General features: G+C 56.9%; 23 protein-coding genes and 5 tRNA genes. 23 read left to right on the top strand and 5 right to left on the bottom strand.

What is annotated here, in order from left to right; genetic code table 11:
• On the top strand, window positions 1-438 hold a 438-nt coding region (locus PHU01S_RS25905; RefSeq protein WP_164763134.1), incomplete at its 5' end, for a hypothetical protein.
• Window positions 439-583: 145 nt separating this feature from the next.
• Here PHU01S_RS25905 and PHU01S_RS20055 read toward each other — a convergent pair.
• Together PHU01S_RS20055 and PHU01S_RS20050 are read right to left on the bottom strand one after the other, a co-directional pair.
• Window positions 584-898, bottom strand: coding sequence for a hypothetical protein (locus PHU01S_RS20055; protein WP_021879922.1), 315 nt, complete (start codon window positions 896-898; stop codon window positions 584-586).
• A 282-nt stretch (window positions 899-1,180) separates the two neighbouring features.
• Complete coding sequence (locus PHU01S_RS20050) at window positions 1,181-1,636, bottom strand: cupredoxin domain-containing protein (protein ID WP_048745020.1); 456 nt, start codon at window positions 1,634-1,636, stop codon at window positions 1,181-1,183.
• A gap of 165 nt (window positions 1,637-1,801) precedes the next feature.
• On the opposite strand from PHU01S_RS20050, the gene uptA reads away from it, so the two are divergent.
• The 4 genes from uptA to PHU01S_RS20030 all read left to right on the top strand — a co-directional run bounded on the left by uptA (window position 1,802) and on the right by PHU01S_RS20030 (window position 6,076).
• Window positions 1,802-2,410, top strand: coding sequence for an undecaprenyl phosphate transporter UptA (gene uptA / locus PHU01S_RS20045; RefSeq protein WP_048746248.1), 609 nt, complete (start codon window positions 1,802-1,804; stop codon window positions 2,408-2,410).
• Window positions 2,411-2,498: 88 nt separating this feature from the next.
• A complete protein-coding gene (locus PHU01S_RS20040; protein WP_127509539.1) occupies window positions 2,499-3,065 on the top strand; it encodes a thioredoxin family protein in 567 nt (188 codons plus the stop codon).
• An 8-nt stretch (window positions 3,066-3,073) separates the two neighbouring features.
• The gene (locus tag PHU01S_RS20035; RefSeq protein WP_049869700.1) at window positions 3,074-3,709 is read left to right on the top strand and encodes an MBL fold metallo-hydrolase; all 636 of its coding nucleotides are present in this window, start codon (window positions 3,074-3,076) and stop codon (window positions 3,707-3,709) included.
• Between the two features lie 183 nt (window positions 3,710-3,892).
• On the top strand, window positions 3,893-6,076 hold the full coding sequence (locus PHU01S_RS20030; protein ID WP_176587494.1) for a Tex family protein: 2,184 nt from the start codon (window positions 3,893-3,895) through the stop codon (window positions 6,074-6,076).
• Window positions 6,077-6,348: 272 nt separating this feature from the next.
• Here the strand turns inward: PHU01S_RS20030 and cmpA are convergent, their stop codons facing one another.
• The gene (gene cmpA, locus PHU01S_RS20025; protein WP_094248199.1) at window positions 6,349-6,483 is read right to left on the bottom strand and encodes a cortex morphogenetic protein CmpA; all 135 of its coding nucleotides are present in this window, start codon (window positions 6,481-6,483) and stop codon (window positions 6,349-6,351) included.
• A gap of 114 nt (window positions 6,484-6,597) precedes the next feature.
• Window positions 6,598-6,951: a hypothetical protein gene (locus PHU01S_RS20020; protein WP_021879928.1), complete on the bottom strand. Its 354-nt coding sequence runs from the start codon at window positions 6,949-6,951 to the stop codon at window positions 6,598-6,600.
• A 104-nt stretch (window positions 6,952-7,055) separates the two neighbouring features.
• On the opposite strand from PHU01S_RS20020, the gene PHU01S_RS20015 reads away from it, so the two are divergent.
• The 6 genes from PHU01S_RS20015 to PHU01S_RS19990 all read left to right on the top strand — a co-directional run bounded on the left by PHU01S_RS20015 (window position 7,056) and on the right by PHU01S_RS19990 (window position 8,192).
• On the top strand, window positions 7,056-7,535 hold the full coding sequence (locus PHU01S_RS20015) for a SprT family protein (RefSeq protein WP_048746251.1): 480 nt from the start codon (window positions 7,056-7,058) through the stop codon (window positions 7,533-7,535).
• A 33-nt stretch (window positions 7,536-7,568) separates the two neighbouring features.
• Window positions 7,569-7,644, top strand: a tRNA-Asn gene (locus PHU01S_RS20010).
• A 3-nt stretch (window positions 7,645-7,647) separates the two neighbouring features.
• Window positions 7,648-7,738, top strand: a tRNA-Ser gene (locus PHU01S_RS20005).
• 184 nt (window positions 7,739-7,922) lie between these two features.
• Window positions 7,923-7,997, top strand: a tRNA-Glu gene (locus tag PHU01S_RS20000).
• A gap of 5 nt (window positions 7,998-8,002) precedes the next feature.
• Window positions 8,003-8,078 (top strand) — tRNA-Lys (locus PHU01S_RS19995).
• A gap of 28 nt (window positions 8,079-8,106) precedes the next feature.
• A tRNA-Leu gene (locus PHU01S_RS19990) sits at window positions 8,107-8,192 on the top strand.
• Between the two features lie 202 nt (window positions 8,193-8,394).
• Here PHU01S_RS19990 and PHU01S_RS27230 read toward each other — a convergent pair.
• The gene (locus PHU01S_RS27230) at window positions 8,395-9,291 is read right to left on the bottom strand and encodes a DUF4183 domain-containing protein (RefSeq protein ID WP_507763354.1); all 897 of its coding nucleotides are present in this window, start codon (window positions 9,289-9,291) and stop codon (window positions 8,395-8,397) included.
• A gap of 320 nt (window positions 9,292-9,611) precedes the next feature.
• On the opposite strand from PHU01S_RS27230, the gene PHU01S_RS19980 reads away from it, so the two are divergent.
• The 12 genes from PHU01S_RS19980 (at window position 9,612) to PHU01S_RS19925 (ending at window position 24,505) form a co-directional block, all read left to right on the top strand.
• Window positions 9,612-10,562, top strand: coding sequence for an ABC transporter permease (locus PHU01S_RS19980; RefSeq protein ID WP_048746254.1), 951 nt, complete (start codon window positions 9,612-9,614; stop codon window positions 10,560-10,562).
• A 39-nt stretch (window positions 10,563-10,601) separates the two neighbouring features.
• Window positions 10,602-11,495 (top strand): carbohydrate ABC transporter permease, encoded by an 894-nt coding sequence (locus tag PHU01S_RS19975; RefSeq protein WP_048746262.1) that lies wholly within the window; start codon window positions 10,602-10,604, stop codon window positions 11,493-11,495.
• 96 nt (window positions 11,496-11,591) lie between these two features.
• A complete protein-coding gene (locus PHU01S_RS19970; RefSeq protein WP_021879933.1) occupies window positions 11,592-13,307 on the top strand; it encodes an extracellular solute-binding protein in 1,716 nt (571 codons plus the stop codon).
• 193 nt (window positions 13,308-13,500) lie between these two features.
• The gene (locus PHU01S_RS19965; RefSeq protein ID WP_048746263.1) at window positions 13,501-14,346 is read left to right on the top strand and encodes a response regulator transcription factor; all 846 of its coding nucleotides are present in this window, start codon (window positions 13,501-13,503) and stop codon (window positions 14,344-14,346) included.
• Window positions 14,343-16,160, top strand: a complete 1,818-nt coding sequence (locus PHU01S_RS19960; RefSeq protein ID WP_127509534.1) for a sensor histidine kinase — start codon at window positions 14,343-14,345, stop codon at window positions 16,158-16,160. The genes PHU01S_RS19965 and PHU01S_RS19960 overlap by 4 nt, the downstream gene beginning before the upstream one ends.
• A gap of 72 nt (window positions 16,161-16,232) precedes the next feature.
• Window positions 16,233-17,303 (top strand): M42 family metallopeptidase, encoded by a 1,071-nt coding sequence (locus PHU01S_RS19955; protein ID WP_127509531.1) that lies wholly within the window; start codon window positions 16,233-16,235, stop codon window positions 17,301-17,303.
• Window positions 17,304-17,801: 498 nt separating this feature from the next.
• Window positions 17,802-19,568, top strand: coding sequence for an ABC transporter substrate-binding protein (locus PHU01S_RS19950; RefSeq protein ID WP_307721817.1), 1,767 nt, complete (start codon window positions 17,802-17,804; stop codon window positions 19,566-19,568).
• 216 nt (window positions 19,569-19,784) lie between these two features.
• Window positions 19,785-20,750 carry an ABC transporter permease gene (locus PHU01S_RS19945; RefSeq protein ID WP_048746791.1) on the top strand — a complete coding sequence of 322 codons (966 nt, stop codon included), beginning with the start codon at window positions 19,785-19,787 and terminating at the stop codon, window positions 20,748-20,750.
• Entirely contained in the window at window positions 20,750-21,727 is a 978-nt protein-coding gene (locus tag PHU01S_RS19940; protein WP_048746793.1) for an ABC transporter permease, read from the top strand. The genes PHU01S_RS19945 and PHU01S_RS19940 overlap by 1 nt, the downstream gene beginning before the upstream one ends.
• Entirely contained in the window at window positions 21,694-22,731 is a 1,038-nt protein-coding gene (locus PHU01S_RS19935; protein ID WP_127509527.1) for an ABC transporter ATP-binding protein, read from the top strand. The genes PHU01S_RS19940 and PHU01S_RS19935 overlap by 34 nt, the downstream gene beginning before the upstream one ends.
• Window positions 22,728-23,756, top strand: a complete 1,029-nt coding sequence (locus tag PHU01S_RS19930) for an ABC transporter ATP-binding protein (protein WP_048746797.1) — start codon at window positions 22,728-22,730, stop codon at window positions 23,754-23,756. Before PHU01S_RS19935 ends, PHU01S_RS19930 begins: the two co-directional genes overlap by 4 nt.
• Before the next feature lie 347 nt (window positions 23,757-24,103).
• Entirely contained in the window at window positions 24,104-24,505 is a 402-nt protein-coding gene (locus PHU01S_RS19925) for a DUF2500 domain-containing protein (protein WP_246029292.1), read from the top strand.
• Window positions 24,506-24,702: the final 197 nt, after the last annotated feature.

Genomic DNA, 24,702 nt, shown 5'->3' with positions numbered 1-24,702 from the left:
GACCTGGCGCCTCTCCTCCCGCCTCGCGGGAGGACGGCGCTGCTGGCGGACGGACTGCGCTATGAGCCGCAGTCCGCTCCGCTGCAGTGGGAGCTCGGCGTGGCTTATGCCGAGCTTGGGGATGCGCCGCGCGCGGAAGCGCGGCTGCGCGCGGCGCTGCGCCTGGACAAGTGGAACGCGTCCAGGCAGGCGGCCGTGCCGGAGCTGCTGCTACAGCTGGCGCAGCTGCAGCTCCGGCAAGGAAAGGCTGCGCTGGCCCGAGGCACGGCCAGGCGGGGTCTCGCGCTGTATGCGGACTACTCGGAGCTTGTCCGGCAAGCACCGCTCCCCGGGACGCCGGCGAACAGCCGCGGCTTCCTCATGATGCCGGAAGCTGCGGCAGCTGCCGCTTCGCTTGCGGAGCTGCTGGACGGCCGGATGGCGGCAGCCATACCGTAGTCCGCCAGCCTTGGTCCTCAGCGCATGAAGCCATACCGTAGTCCGCAGCCTTGGTCCTCATCGCATGAAGCCATACCGTAGTCCGCAGCCTTTGGAACCCTAAGCGCGTTCAGCCGCAGCCTTCGCGCCGCGGTTTGGATTTCCTTCAGCCGCCGAAGGCATCGCGGAATGCCGACTTCAGCTTTTCCGGGTCGGCCTGCCACAGCTCGGCAATTTCGGCGGCGACGTTGTCGTCCCACCAGTCGCACAGCTTTTTGCGGTTGTCGCGGTTCTCGTGGACGAACACGAGATTGAGATAAACCTTGCGCGTATACAGCTTTTCCGCCTGCTCCATCTGCTCCTTGGAAATGTATCCTTTCAGGCGCTTGGCGGTCCGGTACAGCTCATTGCTGCAGGCGCGCCGGATTTTGCGGGCGGTAGGGAGCTCACGCTGATGCTTGTTGCTTGGCATGCCGTTCATCGAGCCCACTCCTTTCCCCACAATATATGTTCGGGCAGGCAGGATGTGCAGGCCGGCGCAAGCCGGAGGCCATCCGCTTTATCGCCCGGAACGTTATGCTCTGCTTCGCCTTTTGCTCCTGCCGCGAACGCCTTGGCCGCGCTATGCCGATAGCTTCCGCTCCGGTTCCGGCTTGGGGCGGCGATCCGCCCTCGGCCTCATGAAAAAAAAGCTGCTTCCCCGAAAGGGAACGCAGCTTTTTCGGCTTTCCAATCGTTTCAAGCATGCCCGGTAACGGTCGGCCTACTGGACATGGATGTACCCGACCATCGGTCCGCCGTGCTTGAGGTCCGTATGGGTCATGCAGATGATCGGATAGGTGCCTGCTTTTTCCGGCGTGAAGCTGACTTCCGTCACCGACCCTTTTTTGACCACTCCTTTTACGCCGAGCCCTTCAATGACGAACGGGTGGCTGGCGCCGTTGACGCCGGTGATGCGCAGCGTGACCTGCTCGCCTTTCTTCACCGTGAGGAAGTTCGGGCTCCATTGGTACACTTCGATTTCCTTGCCGTCTGCCGTCTGGCTTCTGAACTCGCCGGTGACCATCTCGAATACTTGCGGATTCGCCGCTGCCGTCGCCGAAGCCGCTTCGCCGGAAACGCTCGGATACAGCCTCCAGCAGGCGACGGCAAGAATGGCGATCGTGAGCGCGAGAGCCGCGAGCCGGAGCTGTTTTCTCGTTACAATAATGGCGTTCATTGCGGTCCACCCCTTCTTGTCCATGACATCAACATATTCTATGCATCCGTTCTGGCCGCCATGACCGTTTGTCCTATGGCACCATTTGGGAAGCCTATGATAGAATTACCGGGACAAACACCGGCGGCGAAAGCATCGCCTCATTATGAGATTGGAGTGGAAGGCATGCACTTGTTTCATGAACTCGTCACTTATTTGCTCGGCATCGTAGAGAAGCTCGGGTATTTCGGCATCATTCTGGGGCTGGCCATGGAAGTGATTCCGAGCGAGATCGTACTCGGTTATGCCGGCTACATGGTATCCACGGGAAGCATGACCTTCTGGGGAGCGGTTCTTTGCGGGACGATCGGCGCGATCCTGCAGCAGTGGATCCTGTACGCGATCGGCTTGTACGGAGGGCGTCCGTTCCTGGACAAATACGGGAAATACATCAAGATCAAGCCGAAGCATATCGATATCGCCGAAGGCTGGTTCCAGCGCTACGGTCCGGGTATGGTGTTCACCGCCCGCTTCGTTCCGGTGATGCGCCAGGTCATCTCCATTCCTGCGGGAATGGCCCGCATGCCGCTGTCCACGTTCACGCTGCTGACGGCGATCGCTTCGCTTCCGTGGTCGATCCTGTTCGTCTACATCGGCCGCAGCCTGGGCAGCAACTGGGAACAGATCAAGGACAAGGCGGCTCCTTACACGATGCCGGCCATTCTGGTCGCCGTCGCGGTGCTGATCATGTACGTGCTGTTCAAATACTTGCGCTCCCGCGGCCGCACGGTCTGATTGTGGCGCAGTCCGGACGTTTGGTACAATAGATGGAAATGGGCCGAAAGCCGCCGCCGGCGGCAAGGCGACAAGGAGTGGATAACCTATGGCCAAGCAAATAGCCGACAAGCTGTCGAAGGGAATCACGCCGCAGCAGTTCCGCGAAGGCATGACGAAAAACAAGGAAGCTTTCGACTCCTGGTACGACCGCTTCGAATGGGAAAGCGAGGACGACCGCGAGTTTTTCGAATCGCTGAACAACCGCGACGATCTGCGCGTGCTGATCCTGATGGCGGATTGGTGCGGGGACGTCGTGCGCAACATCCCGGCCGTGCTTCGCGCTCTGGAGAACAGCGGCGTGCCCGTCGAAGTGCTGATTATGGAAGAGCATCTCGATACGATGGACCAGTTCCTCACCATGGGAGGGCGCTCGGTGCCGATCGTCATCGTCGCCGACACCGGCGGCCATGTGCTCGGGCAATGGGGCCCGCGCCCGGAACGCATCCAGGAGCCGATGGTCCGGTTCAAGCAGGAGAACACCGACCGCGAAGCGCCCGACTATCAGGATAACCTGGCCGAGACGCGCAAGGAGATCATGCGCCGCTACGGCGAAGACGCCGCCTATCAGAGAGAAGTCGTTCGCGAGCTGCGCGAGCTGTTCTCGTCGATCTGATGAGCGCGATGAAGATCGAGAAGTTCGTGCTCGGCCCCATCCAGACGAACTGCTACCTGTTGATCAACGAAGAGAGCGGCCAGGCGGTCGTCATCGATCCCGGCATGGAGCCGAAGCGCCTCGTGGAGCGCATCCGCAGCGGTGGCTTCAAGCTGGAGGCGATTCTCTTGACCCACGCCCATCTGGACCATATGGGCGGCGTGGACGAAGTTCGCAAGGCATTCGGCTGCCCGGTCTATATCCACGATCTGGAGGCGGATTGGCTGACCGATCCCGCGAAGAACGGATCGCTGCGGTGGAGCCATATGACGCCGCCGCTTGTAACCGATCCGGCCGAATACGCTCTCGACGAGGGCATGAAGCTGGAGCTGGCGGGATTCAGCTTCCGTGTCCTTCATACTCCGGGCCACAGCCCCGGAAGCGTCAGCTTCCTGCATGGCTCGGACCTTTTTTCCGGCGACGTGCTGTTCCGGCAATCGATCGGGCGCACGGATCTGCCCGGCGGGCGCGAGGCGGATCTGTACAACTCCATCCGGTCCAAGCTCTATCGCCTCGATCCGCAGGTCAAGGTCCACAACGGCCACGGGCCGGCGACGACGATCGGGCATGAAATGCAGAACAATCCTTATGTACGAATCGGCTGAGAGCGATAGTCCGCTTCCTTCCGCCCGGTTGTTTCCGCGGAAGGGGCGGTTTTTATTTCCTTCGGCAGCTTTTGATTCCCATCAAGCAATGGAAAGGCGGCAATGAGATTGGCGGATAGAATCGGCACGGATACGGACGCAAGGCAAGAAGGGGAAGCGCGGCCAGCGCTTTCGCCGGAGGAGATGGCGGCCGAACAGGAGCGCATCGTGAAGGGCGTCGCCCAGGAGCTCGGCCTTCCTCTCGGCAAGGTGAAGGCGGCAGTCGGGCTGCTCGACGAAGGCAACACGATTCCTTTCATCGCCCGCTACCGCAAGGAAATGACCGGCGAGCTGGACGAGAACGAGCTGCGCTCCATCGAGGAGAAGCTGAATTACCGCCGCAGCCTGGAAGAACGCAAGCGGGAAGTCCTTCGGCTCATCGGCGAGCAGGGAAAGCTGACACCGGAGCTGGAAAAAGCCGTGCTCGGCTCCATGAAGCTGCAGGAAGTGGAGGATCTGTACCGTCCTTACCGGCAAAAGCGCAAAACGCGCGCTTCCGTCGCGCGCGAGCGCGGACTCGAGCCGCTTGCCCGGTGGCTGCTGTCGCAGCCCCGTCAAGGGGATCCGCTGAAGGAGGCCGAGGCCTACGTCCATCCGGACCAAGGCGTCGAAACGCCTGCCGATGCCCTGGCGGGAGCCCAGGACATCATTGCGGAGGAGATGGCCGACGAGGCGAGGACACGGGCATGGGTGCGCAAGTTCACAATGGAGCAGGGAGCTCTTCGTACCGTCGTCAGGCAAGCCGGTGAGGAATCCGTCTACGAGATGTACTACGACTATCGGGAGCCGCTGCGCAAGCTTCCGCCGCATCGCGTCCTTGCCATCAACCGCGGGGAAAGGGAAGAGGTGCTCCGCGTCAGCCTGGAGGTTCAGGCCGATCGGATTCATGACTACATGATCCGGCACACGCTGCGCCAAGGCACCTCGCCAGGCGTCAGGGAGGCGCTCGTCGCCGCCATCGAGGACGCCTACAAGCGCCTGATCGCTCCTTCCATCGAGCGGGAAGTCCGGTCGGAGCTGACGGACAAGGCGGAAGAGCATGCGATCGGCATTTTCTCCGCCAACTTGCGGAATTTGCTTCTTCAGCCGCCTGTTCCGGGATATGTGGTGCTCGGCGTCGATCCGGCTTACCGGACCGGCTGCAAGCTGGCCGTCGTGGACGAGACCGGCAAGCTGCTTGAAGTCGCCGTCACCTACCCGACTCCTCCGAACAACAAGGTCGCGGATGCGGAGAGGATCATCGGCGGCCTGATCGACAAATACGGCGTTACTCTCATCGTCATCGGCAACGGCACCGCCTCGAGAGAGACCGAGAGCTTTATCGCCGGCCTTATCAAGAACCGGGCCGCGGCAGGCAAGAAGGGCGCGGAGGCGCTCCAATACATCATTGTCAGCGAGGCCGGCGCAAGCGTCTATTCGGCTTCCAAGCTTGCCGCGGAGGAGTTTCCTTCGCTTGACGTGGCGGAGCGCAGCGCGGTTTCCATCGCCCGCCGCCTGCAGGATCCTCTGGCCGAGCTCGTCAAGATCGAGCCGAAGGCGATCGGAGTCGGCCAGTATCAGCATGACGTCAGCCAGAAGCGGCTCGGCGAGACGCTCGGCGGCGTCGTGGAATCGGCCGTCAACCATGTCGGAGTCGACGCCAATACCGCTTCGGCATCTCTCTTGTCTTACGTCGCTGGAATAAATGCGACGACCGCCAAGAACATCGTGAAGCATCGCGAGGAGACCGGCAGGTTCGGATCGCGGGCAGAGCTCAAGAAGGTGCCGCGTCTGGGCGCCAAGACGTACGAGCAGTGCATCGGCTTCATCCGCATTCCCGAAGCGGCCAACCCGCTTGACCGCACTCCGATCCACCCTGAATCGTATGCCGTCGTCTCCGGACTGTTCCGGGAGCTCGGGCTCGGCATGGACGCCATCGGAACGGATCATGCGCGGGAGCGGCTCTCGGCAGCGGATGCCTCCTCGCTTGCTGGACGTCTCGGCGTTGGCGAGCCGACCCTGAAGGATATCATCGACAGCCTGATGCGTCCGGGAAGGGATCCGCGCGAGGAGCTGCCTGCGCCCGTCTTTTCCAAGGACGTGCTTGCGATCGAGGACCTGCAGGCCGGCATGGAGCTCCAGGGGACGGTACGCAACGTCATCGACTTCGGCGCTTTCGTGGACATCGGCATCAAGAACGACGGTCTTGTCCACATTTCCCAGATGAGCGACCGCTTCGTCAAGCATCCGATGGATGTCGTGGCGGTCGGCGACGTCGTGACGGTATGGGTGCTGAACGTGGACTTGAAAAAAGGCCGTGTCGGCCTCACCATGCGCTCTCCCGGTTGATTGCGCCGGCCGGTCCCGGCCCGTTGCGCACTGGAGCTTCTCATACACGGCAGCCCGGCAGCCGCATGTCCAAAAGCCGGCCAAGCCAAACAAGGTGTCCCGTGGGGCACCTTGTTTGGCTATTGCCCATCGGCGAGGAACGAGTTCGTTGATGGCGCGTCGGCAGCGCGATACTCCGTTATGGCCTCCATCCGTTCGGCAGGCATGCTTACACACAGGGAAAGAGAAAGAGGCTTCCCTGCTGCCGGACGGGCAGCGGGGAAGCCTCGGAATCAGACGGTCGTGGCGGAATCGTCGCGCGGCTCCTTGGTGCGATAAATGAACCAGCAGTCGTTCAGGAGCCGGATCTGCCGGAGGTCCTTTTGCTGGAACGCGCGCATCAGTTGGCTGCTCAGCCATTGCGGCATCGCATCTTCCCCCCTCTGCCAGGAATGGTTCGTATAGCATATGGGGGGGACTGACGGAGCGTGCAGGTCCAGCTTGGGACGAGCAGGCGGCTTCATCCGCCGCAGCGTTCCGTCCTAGTCCTCGTACTCTTCCTCGTACCACTGCTCGAGCTGGGCTTGCAGCGCGACCATCTCCGTCCGCAAGGACTTGATCGGATAGGCCTTCTCTTCAATGTTGAAGAAGCTCTCGACAAGCTCGTTGAGATAGTCGATGCCGGACTGGACCGGCACCGCGCCGTCATGCAGCTCGAGCTCGGAGAATTCGGCGATGCAATGCGGCAGGCTGGGAACGTTGGCGGCCGTAAGCTTGTCCAGCTCCTTATGGAGGCGAAGGTTGAGGGCGGACAGCTGGTAGGCGTGGGTTGCGGGCATCTCGACGATGGAGAGCTGCTCTCCCTGCCGGAACAATACATATTTCATGGTAGGCATGGCTTGGGTTCTTGCTCCTCTCCCGCCCGCGGAGGGCGGCAATCTACTTGACAGTGTAGCCCAAGGTGGCTTTACAATTCAAGAGGGAGGGATGTCCAGAGGTGATGGAGGATAAGGAGCTGCAAGCATGGGTGGAGAGGGTATCGCTGGAGGCGTTCGGAATTCCGTTCCGGCACCGCGCGACGTTCAACAGAAGGCTGACTTCGACGGGGGGCCGCTACTTCCTGAAGTCGCATAACATCGACATCAGCGCAAAGCAGCTGGAGATCTACGGCCCCGAGGAAACCGAGAAGATCATCCGGCATGAGCTATGCCATTATCATCTGCATCTGCTCGGGATGGGATACCGGCATCGCGATGCCGATTTCAAGGAATGGCTCGCTCGTTCGGGAGGATCCAGGCATTGCCGTCCGCTGCCGGACAGGGAGCAGCGCAAGCCGCTTCCGTTCCGCTACAAGCTGGTCTGCACCGCCTGCCGCATGGAATACAAGCGCAAGCGCAAGGTGGATCCGGCTCGTTATCGATGCGGAAAGTGCAGGGGGAAGCTTGTTTTGACAGCGCTTGACAGCGTCAGCGAGGCATGATAAATTAGATTTTGTTACCGTTTATTTCATTGTTCCCTGATAGCTCAGTTGGTAGAGCACTCGACTGTTAATCGAGTTGTCACAGGTTCGAGTCCTGTTCGGGGAGCCATTCGGAGAGATACCCAAGTGGCTCAAGGGGACCCTCTGCTAAGGGGTTAGACTGCGTAAGTGGTGCGAGGGTTCGAATCCCTCTCTCTCCGCCATTCTTCTGGACAGAAGAGACCGTACCCGGTCTTTTTTTGTTTTGGAGCCGGGCAGCCGGCCGGCGAACTTTTTCCGTCTTTCCGGATGAAATCTTTTTTTGAAAAAGGACTTGCACGGAATCGTCGCGTATGATATATTCATTCATGTTGTTTGAAAAGTTCTTCCTTGAAGGACAAGCTGCATGGCCCGTTGGTCAAGGGGTTAAGACACCTCCCTTTCACGGAGGTAACAGGGGTTCGAATCCCCTACGGGTCACCATATTCGAGCCATTAGCTCAGTTGGTAGAGCACCTGACTTTTAATCAGGGTGTCGAAGGTTCGAGTCCTTCATGGCTCACCATTTTTTCCTAGGTTTTTCCCCTATACGTGCGGTAGTGGTGGAATGGCAGACACGCTATCTTGAGGGGGTAGTGGGCGTACGCCCGTGGAGGTTCGAGTCCTCTCTACCGCACCATATCGATGATGACGCCTTCCGTTTACGGAAGGCTTTTTTGCGTTGTTAATGGATTGTCCAGACCTAAAATAAGGGGTGCCCGGGTTTCAAGGGGCACCCCTTTTCCATGCCCGTGAAAGGGCGGTCCGCCGCCAGGGCGGCCATGCACGGATGCCGCTTGATGGAAGGATTGTCGAGCTTGATTTTTTTGTGCGCGCAGAGATCAGGAGCTGATTGTCGTCGTGACCGTCAGCGAGGGGGTGGAGGTGCTGGTGGAGGTCGTTCCGCCATAATTGTGGATGGCCAGGTTTACGGGGGTGCCGGGGAGGATATCGGCTGTCGCCAGGACAAGTCCGGTCGGACTTGGCGCGGACAGCTCGCTTTGCTGCAGGATGCCGTTGACGTATACGTCGAAGGAGCCGCCGGGGGCGACGGCAGGCAAGCTTCCCGCGGGCACGGGATTGCCCGCGTCGTCAAGGAAGCTTGTCGCGGGAATCGTCGTCGTGCCTGCTCCCGCATCGATCATCGGCGCGGTGACGGCGGCATTGAACCGGGTCGCCGTGTCGACGACGCTGGTCGACGTGACCGTATCCACGGTTCCGCTGACAACGCTGCTTGCGGCAAAAAAGGCTTTGATCAAGGACGGAGGCATATCGCCTTCATCTCCTTTCCATTGGGATGTGATAGCGTATGAGCGACTTGTCTTAGAGGCAACAGGCATTTGCTCGTGGCGGGCCTTTGTCCGGCGCTTTCTTTTGCGCAGCTTCCGGGACAGCAGGAGGCTCACGCTCTCCAGAAGGACAGGGGCTCCTCTCGGAGGCACATCCCGGCTCAGCAGATGGAGGCTGTTGGGCCCGATCCGATACAAGGCCGGCGGCTGGATGGACTGGTTGACATAGAGGTTGTACCAGCTGACCTGGCTGGGAGCGGGAATTCGGCCTGCGCCTCCGCGGGCCGGACCGAAGTCTCTGCACACACCGTCGGACAAGCCGTAGAAATAGATCCTTCTGACCTTCAGAATGCGGCTTGAAGAAGCGGGCCGCTGTTTGCGGACGCCTTTCCTTTTTGCCTGTCTGGAGGTATCGCGGTCCTTTTTTCCTCCTCGCTTGCCGGTTCGCATAGCCATCCCACCTCTCCATAAGCTTATGCCGAAGCAAGAGGAACCGAGACGGCATTCGTCGCGGCAAGCCGATCTTCCCTGACGGCAGCAATGTGAGGTTACTTCCCTTCCCGCAGAAGGAAAAAAAGCGATGTCAGATGAAAACGGAACCAGTTTTATTGGATAGCGCATACATCTCTAGGTGGGATGCTAAAACATGATAATTTCGGTCAATTATGTGATGTAAAATAACATTTCATTGATTTCTATCATATTTCGTTGAATCAACCCATAGAAAAGGCTTCCATCCCGAACGTACAATGTACGCAGGGGGGAACAACATGGCACAACTGGAAGTCGACCTGCACCAACGCCGCAAAGAGCGGCCCGCGATCATTCGCTTTCTGCGCCAGTGGGACCTGCAATTGATGGTCATACCGGCCTTTATCCTCATCGTCATCTTCTTCTATCTTCCGATGTACGGAACCATAACCGCGTTCCAGGACTACAACATTTTCAAAGGCATATCGGGAAGTCCCTGGGTCGGGTTCAAGCATTTCGAGCGTTTCTTCAACGACCCCGTATTCGGCAGGGTGATGCGCAATACGCTCGTCATCAGCTTTCTGAAGCTGGTCATCTGCTTCCCGGCGCCGATTCTGCTCGCGCTCATGCTCAATGAGGTGCGCAGCCGCTACTTCAAGCGGATCGTCCAGACGATCAGCTACCTGCCGCATTTCCTTTCCTGGGTCATCGTCTCGGGACTTGCCATGTCGATCCTTTCCACGGAGAACGGAAGTCTCAACATGCTTCTCCAGTCGGTCAACCTGATCGACGAGCCGGTCGGATGGCTCAACATGCCGGAGCATTTCTGGAGCATCCTGATCTCGGCCAATGTCTGGAAGGAAATCGGCTTCGGCTCCATCGTCTATTTGGCGGCGATCGCCGGAGTGGACCCGAGCCTGTACGAAGCCGCCTCCATGGACGGCGCGAGCCGGTTCAAGCAGATGTTCGTCGTCACGCTCCCGACGATCATGCCGGTCATCATCATCTTCTTCATCCTTGCCGTCGGCAACCTGCTTACGGCCGGCTTCGAGGACATCCTCCTGATCGGCAGCGATCCGGTGCTGAGGCCGGTGGCGGATGTGCTGGAAACCTATGTATACAGGATGGGCATCGAATCGCAGCGCTTCTCCTATGCGACCGCCGTCGGACTGTTCAAGGCCGTCGTCAGCGTTTCGCTGCTCACCATAGCCAATCTGCTTGCGCGCCGATCCGGCAACAGCCTGTGGTAAGATGACATCTTGGATCGAAGGAGGAAGAGAGGCTTGAAAATCAGACTCGGCTATGGCGACCGCTTTTTCACCGGATTCATCTATACGTTTTTAGTCTTGCTTTCCGTCACATGCTTCTATCCGTTCTGGAACGCGGTGGTGGTGTCCTTTAATGAAGGAATGGATACCGCTCTGGGAGGCGTGACGGTATGGCCCCGCGCCTTCACGCTGGAAAATTACGAGATCGTGTTCCAGGACAGCCGGATCCTCCATGCGTTTCTGGTCTCCGTGCTCCGCACGATTGTCGGAACCGCATCCGCCATTCTCTGCACGGCAATCTTCGCCTACGGCATGACGCGCAGCGAGCTTGTCGGACGCAAGTTCTACATGGTCGCCTGCATCATCACGATGTATTTCAGCGGCGGCCTCATTCCGACCTTCCTGCTGATCCGCAGCCTGCATCTGTTCGACTCCTTCTGGGTATTCATCATTCCGTCGCTGATCAGCGTCTGGAACATGATCGTATTCCGCACGTTCTTCCTGGGACTGCCGGCGGGACTGGACGAGTCGGCGCGCATCGACGGCTGCGGCTACTGGGGAACGTTTTTCCGGATCGTGCTGCCCCTGTCGGGTCCTGTCATCGCGACCTTGGCTCTGTTCACGGCGATCAGCCACTGGAACGACTGGTTCATGCCGAGCATCTACATCAACAACGAGAACCTGATCCCGATCCAGACGAAGCTGCAGCAGATTCTCAACTCCAACATTATGACCGAGCAGATGCAGCAGCTCGACTCCGCCGCGCAGGCCAGGCTGTCGGCAATGAAGACCATAACGGGCAAATCGCTGTCGATGGCGACGATGATGGTCGCCACGCTTCCGATCATCTGCGTGTATCCGTTCGTTCAGCGTTATTTCGTGAAGGGCGTGCTCGTCGGCGCCGTGAAGGGCTGAGCCGGGTATCTTGCAGCGACGATTGGTTTTAAGGGCACGCAAGTCCGGCAACGGGCCGTGCATTTAAAATATAGATTTTAGAGCTCGGAAAAGGGGATGAACGAGTTGAGCAAATGGAAAGTGACTGCGTTCAAGAGCATGGCTCTCGCCATGGTAGCCGCAACGGCGCTGGCAGGCTGTTCAGGCGGCAACAACGGGGGCGGCAATTCGGGATCGGCAGGCAGCAATGGCGCTTCTCCGGAGCCGGCGGCTTCGACGGCGCCGTCGCCAGACGCGTCGACAGCGCCGGAGGCAAGCGGCTGGCAGGTAGGCAGCGAGCCGCTGGAGTACAGCATGTACGGCCACTACGATTGGTACACGATGCCCAAGTGGGGAGGAGACGTCTCCTCCAAATGGATCATGGACAACATGAAGGTCAATGTCACGGCTGTCCAGTCGGGAGGCAACGCCGCCCAGAAGCTGAACACGATGATCGCATCCGGCAAGCTTCCGGACGTCATCTGGCTCGACAAGGGCGCGGATGTCGAGAAGCTCCGCGAAGCCGACATGCTGGTGCCGTTCGACGACTACATCGACAAGTACCCGAACTTCAAGAAATGGGTCGGCGAGAAGAACATCAACATGCTCCGCTCCAGCGACGGCAAAATCTATCAGTTCCCGAACTGGTACAGCAGCCAGCCGTTCGGCAACGCCGGCTACTTGGTCAATAAAAAGTATTATGAAGCGCTCGGCTCGCCGAAGCTCGAGACGACCGACGACTTCTACAATTATTTGAAGGCAGTGAAGGAGAAGTTCCCGACAGTCGTGCCGTTCAATCCGGATCTGGCCGTGGACGGACAGGGGCTGGACGTCATCTACAGCGCCTTCGCCGAGGATGCCAATCTGGCCGCCATCGGGAACCGCGCCGCCATTACCGGCGACAAGCTGACCTCGATTTTCCAGGATCCGGTCTATCGCGAGTCGATGCTCTTCAACTCCAGGCTGTTCCGCGAGAAGCTCATGAGCCCCGACGCCATGACGCAGAAGAAGGATCAGGTCAAGGAGAAGGCGTTCACCGGCAAGGTCGCCGTGTTTGCCGGCGCAAGCCCGACGGAATATGGTTCTGCCGGAGACGCCGAGCTGAAGAAGGCGGATCCGAACGACGGCTACTTCATGATCTGGCCGATCCGCAAGGAAGGCCTCAACAAAGACAAGATTTTCCCCGGCACCTACACGGGCCTGGGCTGGAACGTAAGCGTCATCACCAAATCCGCGAAGGATCCCGAGAAGATCTTCGCCTTCCTGGATTGGCTGACCGGACCGGAAGGAACCCGCACGCTCATGTGGGGACCGGAGGGCATGTATTGGGAAGGGCATGACGAAGAGGGCTCCCCGCTCTTCAAGGATACTTATTTGACGGATGTCAAAGGCCGCACCAAAGTCATGGATGCGACGGTCAACCTGCAATGGGTCGGCAACTCCGCCTTCATGGACAAATCGAAGATGAAGTTCGAGTCGACTCTGCCTGACGACCAGAAGACATGGGAAACGAGATACCAGAGCACGATTACGTGGAAAACGCAAAAGGACGCGACCGAATTCATTAACCTTGCGCCTGCGCCGAACTCCGAGGAAGGCATCATCCAGACGAGCGTGGAAGAGATCTGGGACGAGTCGCGCGCCAAGGCCTTGTATGCGAAAAGCGACGAGGAAGTGCTGGCCATCCTCGACAAGGCCGACAAGGACGCGATGGCGATCGGCTACCAGCAGCTGCTGGACTACAAAACGAACAAATGGCATGAAAACCGGAAGATCATTGGCAGCAATGGCTGATTTCCATCCCCAAGCATCGGTTTGAAGGCTATACTGAAAGCATGTCCGCCGTCCCGGAGGGGCGGCGGTCTTTTTTCTTCATGACGCCGGTTAAATTCTACATTCCGGATGGAGCGGCCCATGACTGATTTCGAATGCGCTGACTGCCGAATAGAAGGCGGGCATGCTGCCAGCCGGCAAGGGAGGACACATCATGTACAAGGTTCTGATCGTGGATGACGAAGAGCTGGATCTGAAAGGCATGCAGACATTTATTCCATGGGACTCGATGGGGCTGGAAATCGTCGGCGCGGTGCACAGCGGCTTTGATGCGTATGAGATTCTTGCCCGGGAGCCGGTCGATATTCTGGTGACGGATGTGCATATGCCCAGCATGTCCGGCCTTGAGCTTGCCGAGAAGGCGCTCGAGCTTCATGAACGGATTCGGATCATTTTTGTAAGCGGCTATCAGGACTTTCACTACGTGAAGCAGGCTCTGTCGCTCCGCGCGTGGGATTATGTGCTCAAGCCCATGGATGATGCGGAGCTGGAGCAGGCGCTGCGCAAGCTGGCCGATCAGCTCGATCGGGAGAAGGCGGCTCTCGAGGCGGCGCCGGTACAGTCGTCTTCGGCTCAGACGCCATCGGTACAGATGCCTCCGACAGAGACGCCATCGGCACAGAAGCCGCCGACAGACCAGGAACAGAGCCTGCCTGCTGCAGCTCCTTCCAAGCCGTCCAAAAACGCCAGGCTGATCGCGGAAGTCGTCCAGTACGTGGAGAGCCGCCTCCATGAGAACATTACGCTGAAGGAGGTTGCGGATGCGTTCGCTTTCTCGCCCAATTATTTGGGAGCCTTGTTCAAGGAGGAGACGGGAATCAACTTCAGCGAGCATCTGATCGACCGGAAGATGAAGATCGCCGGGGAGATGCTGAGAGGGACCCGGCTACGAATATATGAAATCGCGGATCGCGTCGGCTACAAATACATGCCTTATTTCAGCCGTCAGTTCAAGGAGACGTTCGGCGTGACGCCTAACGAATACAGGAGGCGGGAATGAAAGGCGGGCGGCAGAGGGGATTCATTCCGCTCGGCTTGAAGCTGTTCGCGTCTTATGTGCTGCTTACGATGGTTCCTCTGGCGCTGCTCGGCTGGATCGCGAATTCCATCATGGTCGGCTCCGTCCGCTCCCAGACGGAGAACAACATCCGAGGCACTTTGAGGCAGATGGAGGACAACGTCCGCTACCGGATCGACGATACCGTCCGCATCACCGACATGCTTTACCAGGACAGCATGCTGGTGAGGGCGCTCAAGAGCAAGGAAGAGGGCTGGGCCAACTACGACGCGACCAAGAAGGTGCTGCTGCCGAAATTCTGGGAAGCGATCAATTCTACGGACCGCAGCATGAGAATGTCGGTGTACATCAAGAACGAGGTGTACAACGAGATCTATGATCTGAGCAAGGACGGCGAGGATATTCTCAAGTCCAACAACCGTTCCTTTGAAATCCTTCATCTGTCCCGCATCCAGAAGGAGGAGTGGTACAAGTCCCTTCCGAAGGAGCAGTACGACGTGACGATGAAGTGGGTCCAGATCGGGGACGACGCCAAGTTCGGGAGAATCTCGCTGATCCGCCGGATCGTGGACACCTATACGCCTTCCGATCTGAAGGAGCTCGGCCTCGTCCGGATCAGCGTCTATTTCAACGATTTGTTCGACAGCGTGGACGCCAAGAAAATCATGCCCGGCAGCCGTCTCTATATTGTCGACGAAGACGGCAAGGTGCTGCATGCTTCGGGAAGAGATGTCGATAAAGTCCAAGCGCCTGCCCCTGCGGCGGGAGCGGAGGAAGCCGGCAAAGGCAGCCTGGTCATCCGCGAGCCGTTGCCGGGGCTCCAGTACAGCTTGATCGCGGTCATACCGGAGGAAGTCCTGCAGGCCGATGCCCGCAAGATCACCTGGCTCACCGTGCTCGTCTGCGGCATCAGCATGGTGGCGATCATCGGAGTCGCCCTGTTCGTCACGCGCGCGTTCACGAAGCGGATCGGCAAGGTCATCTCGGTCCTCCAGTCGTTCCGCCGAGGCGATTATCGCCGCCGGATCCAGTACAAGGGCCAGGACGAGTATTCCATGATTGCGGATGCCCTCAACGAGCTCGGCGCACAGACGGACAACCTCATCCAGGAGGTGTACCTGACGAAGCTGCGCAAAAAAGAGGCGGAGCTCGAAACGCTGCAGGCTCAGATCAATCCGCATTTCCTCTACAATACCCTTTCATCGATCAGCAGGCTGGCGAAGTTCGGCGAAGTGGACAAGCAGCATCAGATGATCATGAATCTGGCGCGCTTTTACCGGATGTCGCTCAACGACGGGAAAACCATCATTCCTGCGGCGGACGAGCTCGATCAGATCCAGGCTTACCTGGCCATCCAGCAGGTCAAATACGGCGACCGCGTCGAAGTGAGCTATCAATGGGACGAGCGGCTGCCCGGTTATATGACGATCAAGCTGATTCTCCAGCCGTTCGTGGAAAATGCGCTTGAGCATGCCTGGAAGGGAGACCGGATTCGAATCTCGATATCCGCGGAGCTCAAGCCAGGCATTCATCCCGTCATCGAATTCAAGGTTGCCGACGATGGAATCGGGATGCCCGAAGGCCTGGCGGAGGAGCTGTTCAGGGAAACAGGGCGCAGCCGGCAAGGCTACGGCATCCGCAACGTGCATGAACGGATCCGCCTCTATTATGGAGAGAGCTACGGGATTTCGATCGAAACCGGATTGGAGGGGCAAGGAACGGCGATCCGGATCCGAATTCCGGCACGAAGAAGCCTTGATGCGCCCGATTCTCCGCTGCGGGAGCGGCATGGCTGATGCGCGCGTGGGCATGCCGAGGCGAATCAGGTATACTGGAATCATTCTGCTGTTATCAGGAGGCAAGGAAAGATGAATGAAGAAACGCTTGGATTGTTCCGGACTTTGACGGAGATGCGCGCCGTTCCCGGCCATGAGAAGGAGCTGCGCAAGTATGTGGAAAGCCAGCTGGCCGCTTGCACGGACGAGCTTGTGCGCGACCGCCTGGGCAGCATCTTCGGCGTTTTCCGCGGCGACGAGCAGGGACCGCGGATCATGGTAGCCGGCCATATGGACGAGGTCGGGCTCATGGTCTCGGCCATTACGGACAACGGCATGATCAAGTTCGTCACGCTCGGCGGCTGGAACGCCCAGACGATGCTGGCGCAGCGGATGGAGATCGTGTCCGACAACGGGCCTGTCATCGGGGTCATCGGCTCGACGCCGCCGCATCTGCTGGACGACGCATCCCGCAGCAAGGTCGTCGACGTGAAGTCGATGTTCATCGATATCGGCGCCGACAGCCGGGAGGAAGTATTCTCCTACGGCATCCGGCCCGGACAGGCGATCGTGCCGGTATGTCCGTTCACTCCCATGGCGAATCCCAAAAAGATCATGGCCAAAGCTTGGGACAACCGGTACGGGGTCGGGCTCGCGATCGAGCTTGCCCGCGAGCTGAAGGGCAAGAAGCATCCCAACGTCGTCTATGCCGGAGCGACCGTGCAGGAGGAAGTCGGCCTCAGGGGAGCGCGCACGGCGGCGAATCTCGTTCAGCCCGATCTTTTCCTGGCGCTGGATGCAAGTCCCGCGGCGGATGCGACCGGGGACCGCAATGCGATGGGACAGCTCGGCAAGGGCGCTCTTCTGCGCATTCAGGATCCCGGCATGATCACGCATCGCGGCCTCGCTGAATTCATCCGGGAGACAGCGGAGGACGGCAGCATCAAGTATCAGTATTATTTCTCCCAAGGCGGAACGGATGCGGGGCAGGTCCATCTGTCCGGCATCGGCGTGCCTTCTGCGGTCGTAGGCCTTCCGGCGCGTTACATCCATACGGCGGCATCCATCATGCACATCGATGATTATGCGGCAGCCAAGGAGCTTTTGTTCGCGCTCGTGCAGAAGCTCGACAAGAGCGCTTTTGAATCCATTCTGGATCAATAGTCCCCTATTTCGGAAAGCCATCTCCCTTTGCAGCGGAGATGGCTTTTTTGCTGTCGACAGGACTGGATGATTGGTCGAAAAGGGAAAATAATTCCAATGAAGCGCAATTATTGTTTAACGTATTAATTTTATATTGCGTTAAAGCGTTGCATCAAAAAACAATGAAAATCATAAAAAAGTATTGGAAAAAATAATGGTTTAAAGCTGTCCTCCAGACTAGTTTCGAATGGTAAAAAAATTCCCGTTTTTTGAGACATTTTGTTTGTTTATCCCCTAAAACGCATACTATCTACAATTCTACTTCCCTTTTTAAAGATGCCACGGACCTTACAGCGGCTTGATTGTAAGCGCTACCCCAATAAAAAGAATCTATGAATAAATATGCAGTTAATAAAATTTTAATTATTTTCAGAACAATCTATATTCGGACGTTAAAAACCGTGCTACAATTGGAACCGGAAATGACATGTTTTGGCTAGAGCCAAGGAGGAATGTGGAGTGGCAGGTTCATTCAAGTGGAAAACCTTGCTCGTGGGTGTGTCCGTAATGGGGGTTTTGGTTGCAGGTTGCTCCAGCAACAGCAACAACGGCAGCAACAGCAATTCCGGCGCAAAGACAAATACGCCGGCATCGACAGCACCGGCTGAAAACACGGCTGCGAACGCAGGCGCGACAGATCCGGCCGGTCCTAAAAAGGGCGGCACGCTGACGGTCGGAACGTTCTCGGACATCAACACGACCAACCCGATTTATGTTGCCGACACTTCTTCCGGCGACGCGGCTTACTTTATGTATTCCAACCTTCTGGACTATGACAAGGACGGCAACATCGTAGCAGAGCCTTGGTCCCTGCTCGAAAGCCTTCCGGAAATTTCGGAAGACAGCAAGACTTATACGGTCAAGCTGAAAGCCAACGCGAAATGGAACGACGGTCAGCCGGTAACGGCGGACGACATCGCTTTTACGTTCAACACCATCAAGAATCCAGAAGCTGCTTCCCCTGGCATCAGCTCGTACGACAAGGTGGATAAAGTTGAAGTAATCGATCCGCAAACGGCTAAGATTACCTTGAAATCCGTCTACGCTCCATTCATCAATGTACTGGTCTCCAGCATTGTTCCTTCCCATGTTTTGAAGGACATTCCGCTTAAAGAACTGGAAAAGAACGCATTCGGCACCGATCCTGCCAAAGCTGTGACAAACGGTCCTTGGAAATGGACGGAATGGAAGCAAAAGCAATATCTGAGCTTCGAAAAAGATGCCAACTACTGGGCCAAAGACGTCAATGACGTCAACATCGACAAAGTCGTCTACAAAATCTACGCCGACCAAAACACGAACGTACAAGCCATCATCAAAGGCGATATCGATATGGTCAGCGGCATCCCGGTTACTCAGGTTGAAGCCGTTAAAGCAAAAGGCCTGAACGTGCTGCTTGCTCCAGGCCCGCTGTACGAGTACATGAGCTTCAACTTCAACAAAATGAACTGGGGAGGCAAGGAATCTCCGTTCGCCGGCGAAAAAACCCGACAAGCGATCGCTTACGCTCTGAACCGTCAAGGCATTCTCGACAATGTCCTGAAAGGCACGGGAAAAGCTTTGAATGCACCGTTCCTGCCAGGCACATGGGCTGACCCTGGCGCAGACGCCGTAACCTACAACTACGATGTAGAGAAATCGAAAGCTCTGCTTGCTGAAGATGGCTGGGTTGCAGATCCTAAAACGGGAATTCTGGCTAAAAACGGCCAAAAATTCGAGTTTGAGCTTCAATACAATGCAGGCAACAGCCGCCGTGAAGCTGTTTCTGCCGTCATTCAGGACAACCTGAAGGCTGTAGGAATCGTTGCAACGCCAAAAGCGATTGATTTCTCTTCCTGGATCGAGCAAAACATCAATCCGGGCAAATTCCAGGCGATCCTGCTTTCCTGGTCGCTCAACAGCCCGGATCCGGACGCCGAATCCATCTTCTCGTCCAAATACTTCCCGCCGAACGGCCAAAACTCCGGCTGGTACAACAACCCGACGCTGGACAAGCTGTGGGTTGACGGCTACTCCACGACGGATCAAGAGAAACGTAAAGAAATTTACAAGCAGGTCGCTCAACAAATTTCCACCAACCTTCCTTATGTCTTCTTGTACCAATACGGTACACCTGAAGTTCTTGGACCACGCGTGAAATACGCAGCAGAAGACGCTCCTGTAGCTGCTCTGGCCTATGGTTACTTCTTCGGGATCAACAAATGGTGGGTCGAGGATTCCAAATAAGGCACCGAGGCATTTGTACTGATATATTGAAAGGGGGAAGGCCCTGTCCTTCCTCCTTTCTCCTTTCTCGATTTTTACTATTTGATGGTCAAGGAAGACGGTTTTGCCCTGCGCATAACCGGCCGGTCCTAAGCCCGGATGAACACCGGTTCTGCCCGGCGCAAAGCCGGCAGCTGCCCAGCATTCAGTTTTGATGTTCCAGAGGAGGATTAAATGATGGGCGAGTATCTTGTCCGCCGGATTTTGCAGTCCGTCGTCGTACTGTTTCTGATTTCGGTTTTTACCTTCGGATTAATCCACGCCGCCCCAGGCGGTCCAACCCAGATCTTTTTGTCCCCAGGTTTGTCAGTTGAAGCAGGAAAGATCAAAGCCCATGAACTTGGTCTTGACCAGCCTATTCCTGTCCAGTATTTACAGTGGATGGGCAATATCTTAAGCGGTGATTTGGGCTCCACATTCAAGAATAATATTCCTGTTGGCGACATTCTGTGGCCTACTGTCAAAAACACGCTGATCCTTATGGGAGCAGCTTGGATTCTGACCTTGATTATCGCCATTCCCTGGGGCATCTACAACAGCACCAAGGAATACGGATTATCGGACCAGACCGCATCATTCATCTCTTATACTGGATTCGCGATGCCGGCTTTCTGGTTCGGCATTATTCTGCAGAGCTACTTCTCTTTAAAACTGGATTGGCTCCCTCTTTCCGATATGTATACAATGGGCAAGGAGGGCAACATCTCGGACTTGTTCATGCACTTGATTCTGCCTGTATCGGTGCTCTCTCTCGGCATGCTTGCCGGTTATCTGAAATATGCCCGATCCAGCATGCTTGAGGTTTTGGAGCAGGATTATATCCGTACGGCAAGAGCCAAGGGCGTGAAGGAGAACAAGGTTGTTTTCAGGCATGCTTTGCGCAATGCGCTTATTCCGCTCATTACCCTGTTCGGCCTTGATTTGCCGATCCTAGTCGGCGGCGCAGCCTTGACGGAAGCCGTCTTCAACTGGCCGGGCATGGGACGTTTATTCGTCGAAATGGCCAACTCCCGTGAATACTCCGTTTTGATGGCCATTACGCTTCTGGGCGCCGTCTTTGTCGTCGTCGGCAATTTGATTGCAGACATCTTGTATGCCGTTGTCGATCCGCGAGTTCAACTGAGCAAAGGAGGCAAGTCCTAATGAGCGCCAATCTGCAGCCAACCAGCCATCCAAGCGTACCTGTTCAGACCGGCGCTGCCCCCAATGCGGAAAAGCCGATTGGACCTTGGAGACAGACATGGAACAAGTTCAAGCGCAATCCCTTTGCCATGACAGGACTTGCCATCTTGCTGATTTTTGTATTGTCTGCCATTCTGGCGCCCTACATCGCTCCTTATGATCCCGCCAAGCAAGATTTGATGAATTCCAATTTGAAGCCGTTTACCGGAAACCATTTCTTGGGGACGGACGAATTGGGCAGGGATATATTCTCCCGCATTGTCTTTAGCGGACGAGTCTCCTTAACAGTTGGTTTTTCCGTTGCCGCGGTGTCTGTTCTGATCGGATCGTTGATTGGAGCCATATCCGGTTACTTCGGCGGTTGGATTGATATTATCTTTATGCGTTTGATCGATGTGATGATATCAATTCCGACGTTGTTCCTGAACATACTGATTGGAGCCATTTTCGGCACAAAATTCATTTATATTATTCTCATCCTCTCGTTTACGAGCTGGATGGGAGTGGCGCGTCTTGTACGAGGGAATTTCCTGCAGCTGCGCGAAATGCAGTATGTGGAAGCAGCCAAAGCGATCGGCGTCTCCAGCTGGGGCATCATCTTCCGCCATCTGCTGCGCAATGCTAGCTTCCCCATTATTGTCAATGCGACTTTAATGGTGGGCGGGGCCATTCTGGCGGAGTCGGGCCTTTCCTACCTGGGGCTCGGAATTCAAATGCCGCAAACGAGCTGGGGCCAAATGCTCAGCAATGCTCAAGAATTCATGCTTATTGATCCCATCCAAGGCGTATATCCAGGCCTTTGCATCTTTTTAGTCGTACTGTCGGTCAACTTCATCGGAGACGGCATCCGCGATGCGCTGGATCCTCGTCAAAAAATGCATCTTTCTCCAAGGAGGCTGGAAAAATGGCGCGCAAAATTCTCGAAGTCAACGAAATGAGTGCCGGCTTCTTCGTGAACAAGGAGATCTTGAAGGCTACCGACCGGATTTCGTTCAGCGTGGAAGAAGGCCAGACTCTATGCATCGTAGGAGAGAGCGGCAGCGGCAAGAGCGTCACCTCTCTCGCCGTCATGCGTATCATCGATTACGCGGGAGGCATGATTCTCGAAGGCGACATCAAATTCAACGGTGAAGTTCTTTCGGAAAAGGATCAGGATGAAATGCGCAGTATCCGGGGCAACCAGATCGCGATGATCTTCCAGGATCCGATGTCTTCGCTCAATCCCGTATTCACGGTTGGAGAGCAGATAGCCGAGAGCCTTCGTCTCCATCAAAGGAAAAGCCCGAAGGACGCTATGAAGATGGCCATTGATCTGCTTCGCGAGGTCGGCATTCCATCTCCGGAGGTTCGCGCCCGCCAGTATCCGCATGAGCTGTCCGGCGGCATGTGCCAGCGCGTCGTCATCGCGATCGCACTCGCCTGCCGGCCGGAGCTGCTCATTGCGGACGAGCCGACAACGGCGCTCGACGTAACCGTTCAGGCGCAAATCCTCGATCTCCTGCAGCAGCTGCAGAGGGAAACGGGAATGTCGATTGTCCTCATTACTCATGATATGGGCGTAGCGGCAGAGGTTGCTGACCGGATCGTCGTCATGTATGCCGGGGGAATCATGGAAGAAGGCTCTGTCGAGGAGATTTTCAGCAAGCCGAGCCATCCGTATACGGTCGGGCTGCTGAAGTCGATTCCTGGTTTTGAAGCCAAGACGGAAGAAGACCTTTACACGATCAAAGGCAATATTCCGCGAATCAATCAGCTTCCGGGAGGCTGCCGCTTCCACCCGCGCTGCCCGCATGCGATGGATATTTGCCGCCGCGAAGAGCCGGGATTCTTCCAGCTTGGCAATGATCACAAAGCAGCGTGCTGGCTGTTCGAGGAGCATTCCGATGAGTCTCCGCTATCCCCAAGGATCAACATTGGCAGTCAAGGGGAGGTAACGGTATGAGCAGGCAGCTGTCCAACGAAACTTTGATTGAAGTCAAACATATCAAGAAGTACTTCCCGATCAAGAAGGGCTTGCTCAGCCGAGTCGTGGGCCAGGTCAAAGCCGTGGACGATATTTCCCTGGAAATCAAAAAAGGGGAGACATTCGGCCTTGTCGGCGAATCCGGCTGCGGCAAGTCGACGCTTGGACGTGTAATCCTGCGGCTGCAAAGCGCCACGGAAGGCCAAGTGGTCTACAACGGCGAGGACATCCACTCGCTTGGCTCCGGCAAGCTTCGCGATCTCCGTCAAGATCTTCAAATCATCTTCCAGGATCCGTTCGGATCGCTGAACCCCCGCTTCCGCGTCAGCGACGTCATCGGCGAACCGCTCAAGGTGCATACGAATATGTCTGGAAAAGATATCGACGCTCGTGTCGTCGAGCTGATGGAGCTAGTCGGCCTTGACGCTTCCCGCCGCAACCGCTATCCGCATGAGTTCTCCGGCGGCCAGCGGCAGCGGATCGGCATCGCGCGTGCGATCGCGCTCAATCCGAAGTTCATCGTCGCGGACGAAGCCGTCAGCGCCCTGGACGTGTCCGTCCAGTCCCAGGTGCTCAACCTGCTGGCGAAGCTGCAGCGTGAGCTTGGTCTGACCTTCCTGTTCATCGCTCACGGCCTCAACGTCGTCCGCCACATCTCGGATCGCGTCGGCGTCATGTATCTCGGCAAGCTGGCAGAAGTCGGCCCGACGGAGGAGCTGTACAACAAGCCGCTGCATCCGTATTCCGCAGCGCTGCTGTCCTCCATTCCGAAGCCGAATCCGGCTCTCAAGCGCGAGCGCATCATTCTCAAGGGCGATGTGCCTTCGCCGGCGAACCCTCCATCGGGCTGCCGCTTCCATCCGCGCTGTCCGCTCGCGCAGGATCGCTGCAAGGCGGAAGAGCCGCTGCTTCGCGAGGTGCTGCCTGGCCGTCAAGTCGCTTGCCACTTCCCGCTTCTTGAGGAAGGCGATCTGCAGCGCATGGCTTCGGGACGTTTGGGATAATAGATTTCACAATGAAATAGAGAAGAAGCCCCCTGACGGGGGGCTTCTTTTCGTTTTAGGATGTTGTCTGCCAATTGGAATTTGCAGAGTTGGTTTTTACTCTTTAGAGTGCGTGAGCCCAGAAGGGGGGGGGATTCAATAACGGGTGAAGTTTTGTACAAGCGTGAACGTAAGTTAAATCTTGGTTGTCTTAATATGGAACCCGGTTAGCTGCAGTCATGCAAAAATCAAAATATCCTGCCCTCCGTTAGGACAAGATCCGCCATTCCGGGAGAATAAGCCGGCTCGGCCGTCATACAATGGGACTAAGGATACATCATGCGGACACATCTGGGGAGGGAGCGGGAATGAGGACCGGGATGAGCATGGAATCGATCTTCTCCACGGCAGGAACGGCATTCACGATTCTGATTGCGGTCATTGCGGTGATCATCGGTGCGGGCCTCTGGAAATCCTACTCGGGCTGGAGCCGCAACAACGGCCAGCCTCAGCTGTCGGTGAAGGCGGCCGTGGTCAGCAAGCGATCCCGGGTCCGCAGCCAGCAGCCCTATGAGGAAGGCTCGCATCAGCAGACGCTGACCGATTATTTTGCGACTTTCGAAGTCGAAAGCGGAGATCGGATGGAATTCTCGGTCACAGGCCGGGATTTCGGCCTGCTGGCTGAAGGGGATACCGGCAAGCTCACCTTCCGCGGCTCCCGCTACCAAGGGTTTGAAAGAGACAATAATCGCGTCATCCAATTCGGATGATACTTCATCTGCAAATACCAGCCGGAATCTCCCTCATGGAGCATTCCGGTTTATTTGATTTAAATTTAGCTGGCTAGATTGGAAACATGTTCATTAAGCAGATGAATAGAAGCGCTGTCTCAAGCAGAAATAAGCTGCCATCCTAGAACAGGATAGCAGCTTGAGTGAACAAAATGGCCGATCATTGCCTATTCATC

This window comes from Paenibacillus humicus NBRC 102415 (genome assembly GCF_004000905.1).
GTDB classification, from domain to species: Bacteria; Bacillota; Bacilli; order Paenibacillales; family Paenibacillaceae; genus Paenibacillus_O; species Paenibacillus_O humicus.
This window is presented reverse-complemented; position numbering and strand designations above follow the sequence as displayed.